Annotated in this window: 5 protein-coding genes and 1 pseudogene; all 6 read left to right on the top strand. The window is 76.3% G+C overall.

All coding sequences use genetic code 11. The features are described 5' to 3' along the window. Positions 1–942, top strand: a 942-nt coding sequence (locus EF903_RS28320; protein WP_221888787.1) for an ABC transporter substrate-binding protein, incomplete at its 5' end; no start/stop codon positions are given. Continuing rightward, entirely contained in the window at positions 932–2062 is a 1131-nt protein-coding gene (locus EF903_RS28315) for an iron ABC transporter permease (protein WP_125547868.1), read from the top strand. The genes EF903_RS28320 and EF903_RS28315, both read left to right, overlap by 11 nt. Then, positions 2059–2880 (top strand): ABC transporter ATP-binding protein, encoded by an 822-nt coding sequence (locus tag EF903_RS28310; protein ID WP_125547867.1) that lies wholly within the window; start codon positions 2059–2061, stop codon positions 2878–2880. Before EF903_RS28315 ends, EF903_RS28310 begins: the two co-directional genes overlap by 4 nt. 22 nt (positions 2881–2902) lie before the next feature. Then, positions 2903–3760 carry a Rossmann-like domain-containing protein gene (locus EF903_RS28305; RefSeq protein WP_125547866.1) on the top strand — a complete coding sequence of 286 codons (858 nt, stop codon included), beginning with the start codon at positions 2903–2905 and terminating at the stop codon, positions 3758–3760. Beyond that, positions 3757–4770 (top strand): GHMP kinase, encoded by a 1014-nt coding sequence (locus EF903_RS28300; protein WP_125547865.1) that lies wholly within the window; start codon positions 3757–3759, stop codon positions 4768–4770. Before EF903_RS28305 ends, EF903_RS28300 begins: the two co-directional genes overlap by 4 nt. Further along, positions 4743–5286: pseudogene (locus EF903_RS28295) on the top strand (pyridoxal-phosphate dependent enzyme); the annotation flags it as partial. The gene EF903_RS28300 and the pseudogene EF903_RS28295, both read left to right, overlap by 28 nt.

Genomic DNA, 5286 nt, shown 5'->3' with positions numbered 1-5286 from the left:
GCCCCGCCCTCCGACCGCGCCCCGGCCGCAGCGGCCGCGATCACCAGCTGCGGCCGTGAACTCTCCCTCGCCAAGCCGCCCGAACGGGCCGTCGCCCTCGACCAGGCGTCCACCGAGACCCTGCTCGAACTCGGCCTGCAGGACCGCATGGCCGGGACGGCCAACCTCAAGACGAAGATCCCGGACCGGTACCAGGCCGCCTACGCCAAGGTCCCCGTCATCGCACCGAAGATCGCCACCGGCGAGCAACTGCGTGCCGCGACACCCGACTTCACCGTCGCCGGCTCCGCCGACCTGTACACCGCGGACCGGGCCGGCACCCGCGAGGAGCTGGCCGCCCTCAAGGTCCCCTCCTTCGTCAGCGCCGTCGACTGCCCGCAGCAGAACCCGGCCGGCCGGACCGCCTTCGAACTCCTCTTCTCCGACTACGAGAACCTCGGCAAGGCCTTCGGCGTCGAGGAGCGGGCCGCCCGGCTCGCCGCCGACCAGCGCGCCGCGGTCGCCAAGGCCGCGGAGGCAGCCGCCGGCGCACCGCAGGGCGCGGACCGGCCGACCGTCGTCTACCTGTACTCCGTCTTCAACGGCATGCCGTACGTGGCGGGCGGCAGCGGCCTGCCCAGCGAGATGAGCCGCATCGTCGGCGCGAGGAACGCCTTCGACGACGTGGCCGAGGACTGGCCGGAGGTCTCCTGGGAGGAAGTCGCCCGGCGCGACCCGGACTTCATCGTCGTCGGCGACCTCTCCGAGCGCGGCCGCCCCGGAGACAGCGCCGCGGAGAAGCGCGCCGCGATGGCGGCGCACCCGGTCGTCTCCCGGCTGGCGGCGGTCCGCGACGGCCGGATCATCGAGGTGCCCGGCATCGAACTCGACCCGTCGGTGCGCTCCGTGCACGCCCTCGGACTGATCGCCGCCGGGCTGAAGGACCACAAGCATGACCACTGATCAGGCTGCCGGCGGCCACTGCGCAGACCTGCTGCTGCCGCCGCCCGCCGCATCCGGGTCCCGGCCCGGGGCCGGGGGCGCCGGGGGGCGGCCCCGCACGGGCGGCGCCGGGGCGGTGCGCGCCGCCGCCTTCCTGCTGCTCGGGGCCGCAGCGCTCGCCGCGTCCGTCGCCGCGGCCGTCCGCATCGGCACCGCCGACGTCGGCTGGACGGACCTCGCCCGCGCCTTCGGCACCCGGCTCGGCCTGCCGGTCGAGCCGCTCCCCCCGCTGCTCGACTCGCTCGTCTGGGACCTGCGTCTGCCGCGCGTCCTGATGGCCGCCCTGGTGGGCGCCTCCCTCGCGGTGTGCGGCGCGGTGCTCCAGGCGGTCACCCGGAACGCTCTCGCCGACCCCTACCTGCTCGGCGTCTCCTCCGGCGCCTCCACCGGGGCCGTCGCCGTCGTCGTCCTCGGGATCGGGTCGCACGCGCTGGGCGTCACCGGCGGCGCCCTCGCCGGCGCGCTGGTGTCGTTCGCCCTGCTCCTGCTGCTCCTGCGGCGCACGGGGCTGGACTCGTCGCGCATCGTGCTGACCGGGGTCGTCGTGGGCCAGTTGTTCACCGCGCTGACCTCGCTCGTCCTGATGGCATCGGCGGACGCGGACACCACGCGGGCCGTCACCCACTGGCTGCTGGGCTCGATGGCGCCCGCCCGCTGGAACACCGTCGCCGTCTGCGCCGCCGTCACCCCCCTGGGCCTGGCCGCGGCCTGGCTCTGCTCCACCGCCCTGGACGGGCTGGCCTTCGGCAGCGACACCGCCGCCTCCCTGGGCATCGGCGTACGGCACACCCGGCTGCTGCTGCTCGTCGTCACGGCGGTGCTGACCGCGGTGGCCGTCGCCACGGTCGGCGCCATCGGCTTCGCCGGGCTGATCGTCCCGCACGGGGTGCGGTTCCTCGTCGGGCCGCTGCACCGGGTGCTGCTGCCGTGCACGGCGCTCGCCGGGGCGGTGTTCCTGGTGTGGACGGACGCGCTCGCCCGGGCCGCGTTCGCGCCGCGCGAGGTCCCCGTCGGCGTGGTGACCGCGCTGCTCGGCGTCCCGCTGTTCCTCCTGGTCCTGCGCCGGCGGGGTGAGCTGTGAGGATCACCGCCGAGGAAGTGGCCTGGTCGGCCGCGGGCACGCCCGTCGTGCGCGGGGTGAGCGCGGAGGTGGCACCCGGCGAGACGGTCGGCCTGCTCGGACCGAACGGTTCCGGCAAGTCCTCGCTGCTGCGCTGCCTGGCCGGCCTGCGGGTCCCCGACTCGGGGACCGTCCGCTACGACGGCGAGTCCGTACGGGGCTGGGACGCCCGCCGGATCGCCCGCCGCGTCGCGTTCGTGGCGCAGGAGGCGGACGCGGACGGCGAGTTGCGGGTCGCCGACGTCGTCGGCCTGGGCAGGACCCCGTACCGCAGCCGGTGGCGCGGGCCCGACGCCGCCGACCGGGCGGTCGTCGCCGCGGCCCTGGACCGCGTCGGCCTGACCGCGCTCGCCGGCCGGCCGTGGAAGGCGCTGTCGGGCGGTGAGCGGCAGCGCGCCCACATCGCCCGCGCGCTGGCCCAGCAGCCCCGTGCGCTCCTGCTCGACGAGCCCACCAACCACCTCGACGTCAGGCACCGGTTGGAGCTGATGGAGCTGCTGGCCGGGACCCCGCAGACCGTCCTGGTCGTGCTGCACGACCTGTCGCTCGCCGCCCGGTACTGCGACCGGCTGCTGCTCCTGCACCGCGGCCGCCTGGCCGCCTGCGGACCGCCCGCCGACGTGCTGACTGCGCAGCGGCTCGCCGAGGTCTTCGAGGTGGACGCCGTGCCCGCCCCGGACGCCCTGGGGCGGCCCTCGGTCGCCTACCGCGGGCCGCTGCGGCCCGCGCCCCCGCCGGCCGGCGCACCCCTGCCCGTATCCGCCCGTGATGAGAAGTGAAGACAAGGAACCCGAGGAACCCATGACCCGTATCGAATCCGTCCGGCCCGCCGACTCCGTACACACCGTCGACGCACTCGCCGAGGCGGTCCTCGCCGGCGATCGCGGCCCGCTCCCGAGCGGCCTCACCGCCACCAGCGTGTTCTGGATCCACCACGGCACCCGGCTCGCCGGGGGCGACACCACCTACCTCAACCAGTACGTCCTGGTCCGGGTCGGCGGCGCCTTCGGCGGGTGCGCCTTCGAGGCCGGGGAGATCGACCCGTCGCTCTGCCGCGAGCACTCCGGCGCACCCCTCGACGTCCTGCTGCGCGAGGCGCCGCGCCCGCTGCGGACAGCCGCCCTCGACGCCTACCTCGCCGGGGCGGACCCGCACCGCGCCGCGGCGGCGGCCGGGCGGGCCGAGCCGGTGGTCCTGCCGGCCGGCGCGCCGGAGGTCCGGGCCGCCGCCCGGGACGCGGCGATAGCGGGGCTGCTGGACATCGCACCGGGGGCCCGCGTCGGCCTCATCGGCGTCGTCAACCCGCTCGTCGCCGCGATCCGCGAGCGCGGCGGCGTACCGCTGCCGTGCGACTTCAACCTCAAGGCCACCCAGTGGGGCGACCCCGTCAGCTCCGACATGCACGAGGTGCTGGACGCCGCCGACGCGGTCGTCTGCACCGGGATGACCCTCGGGAACGGCTCGTTCGACACCGTGCTGCGGCGCTGCCGCGACCGCGGCATCCCGCTGGTCGTCTACGCGCAGAGCGGCAGCGCCGTCGCCCGCGCCTTCCTCGGCTCGGGGGTCACCGCCCTGTCCGCCGAACCGTTCCCCTTCTCCCAGTTCAGCGGCGAGGAGACCGTCCTCTACCGCTACCGTGCGGCGGTGGGCGGCGCGTGACCCCCCGCACCACCGCGGCCACCGGGCACGGACGGGCCCCCTGCCACCACGGCGAGATCCTCCAGGGCGTCTTCCGCGACGAGGCGGGCCGCCCGTGCCCGGGGCTGGTCACCCTGCCCATGGCCGGACCCGGGAGCAGCGCCGTCTTCACGATCCGGCCCGGTACCCGCCCACAGGAGCTCACCGTCGCCCCCGCGGGGCGCACCAAGGCCGCCCGGGCCGCCGCGCTCGCGGTGGCGGAGTGCGCCCGCCGGGCCGGACTGCCCGCCTGCGGCGGCGAGTTGCGGCTCGCGGGCGACATCCCGGTGGGCCTCGGCATGGGCAGCTCCACCAGCGACGTGATCGCCGCCGTGCGTGCGGTGGCGGACGCGTACGGGACGCGGCTGCCGGCCGGGGCGGTCGCCCGGATCGCGGTGCGCGCGGAGCTGGCCTGCGACCCGCTGATGCTGGACGGGCGGCCGGTGCTGTTCGCACAGCGCGAGGGCCGCGTCCTCGAAGTCCTGGGCGCGGCCCTGCCGCCGCTGCTCGTCGTCGGCTGCGACCTGGGCGGCGGCGCGCCCGTGGACACCCTCGCCCTGCCCGTGCGGGAGGCCGGCGAGGCCGACGTACGGGCCTGGGAGCGGCTGCGGGCCCAGCTGCGCCGGGCGGTGTCCGCGCAGGACGCGCGACTGCTCGGGGCGGTCGCCACCGCCAGCGCCCGGCGCGGCCAGCGGGTGCTCGGGCACCCGGAGTTCGAGGCGCTGGCCGCGGTGGCCCGCCGGGTCGGGGCGGTCGGCGTGCAGATCGCACACAGCGGGGCGGTGGCCGGCGTGCTGTTCGACGCCGGCCGGGCGGCGGCGCCGGGGCTGCCGTACCAGGTGCGCGGCTGCCTGGACGCCCTGCACGCCCACGGCATCCCCGCCGCCCGGATCTTCACCACGCCCGGCGTGCGCGCCGGCGCGTGCGCTTCCCTGTCCCCTTCCCACCCTGCCGAGGAGCTGCTGTGGACCAGCACATCGCGGAGTCGATAGGCCGCCCGGACCTGATACGGCTGGAGGACCGGCTCGTCTGCCTCCGCTTCGAGACGATGAAGGCGGTGTCCGCGCTCGCCGCGGTCCGCCACCTGCTCGACACCGGGGCGGTGCGCCCCGGGGACACCCTGCTGGACAGCTCCAGCGGCATCTACGCGTACGCGCTGGCGCTGGCCTGCCACCGGTACGGCATGCGCTGCCACATCGTCGGCTCGACGACCGTCGACCACACGCTCCGCACCCAGCTGGCGGTGCTGGGGGCGACGCTGGAGCAGATGGAGCCGTGCAGCGACCTTCGGCTGGACCAGAAGCGGCGGGTGGAGCGGATCCACGAGATCCTCGCCGAGCACCCCGAGTACCACTGGATGCGCCAGTACCACGACGACGTGCACTACGCCGGCTACCGGGCGGTCGCCGACCGGATCCGGGCGGAGACCGCCCGGTAGCCGGCGTAGTGCACGTCGTCGTGGTACTGGCGCATCCAGTGGTACTCGGGGTGCTCGGCGAGGATCTCGT

This window comes from Streptomyces sp. WAC05292 (genome assembly GCF_003949955.1).
Taxonomy (GTDB): domain Bacteria; phylum Actinomycetota; class Actinomycetes; order Streptomycetales; family Streptomycetaceae; genus Streptomyces; species Streptomyces globosus.
The sequence above is the reverse complement of the archived record's forward strand: the minus strand, read 5'-3'. Positions and strand labels throughout refer to the sequence as shown.

What these genes read in the sequence shown, in the direction of transcription:
- EF903_RS28315 (WP_125547868.1), top strand. Translation starts at nt 932, where the DNA reads ATGACCACTGATCAGGCTGCCGGCGGCCACTGCGCAGACCTGCTGCTG.
- EF903_RS28305 (WP_125547866.1), top strand. Translation starts at nt 2,903, where the DNA reads ATGACCCGTATCGAATCCGTCCGGCCCGCCGACTCCGTACACACCGTC.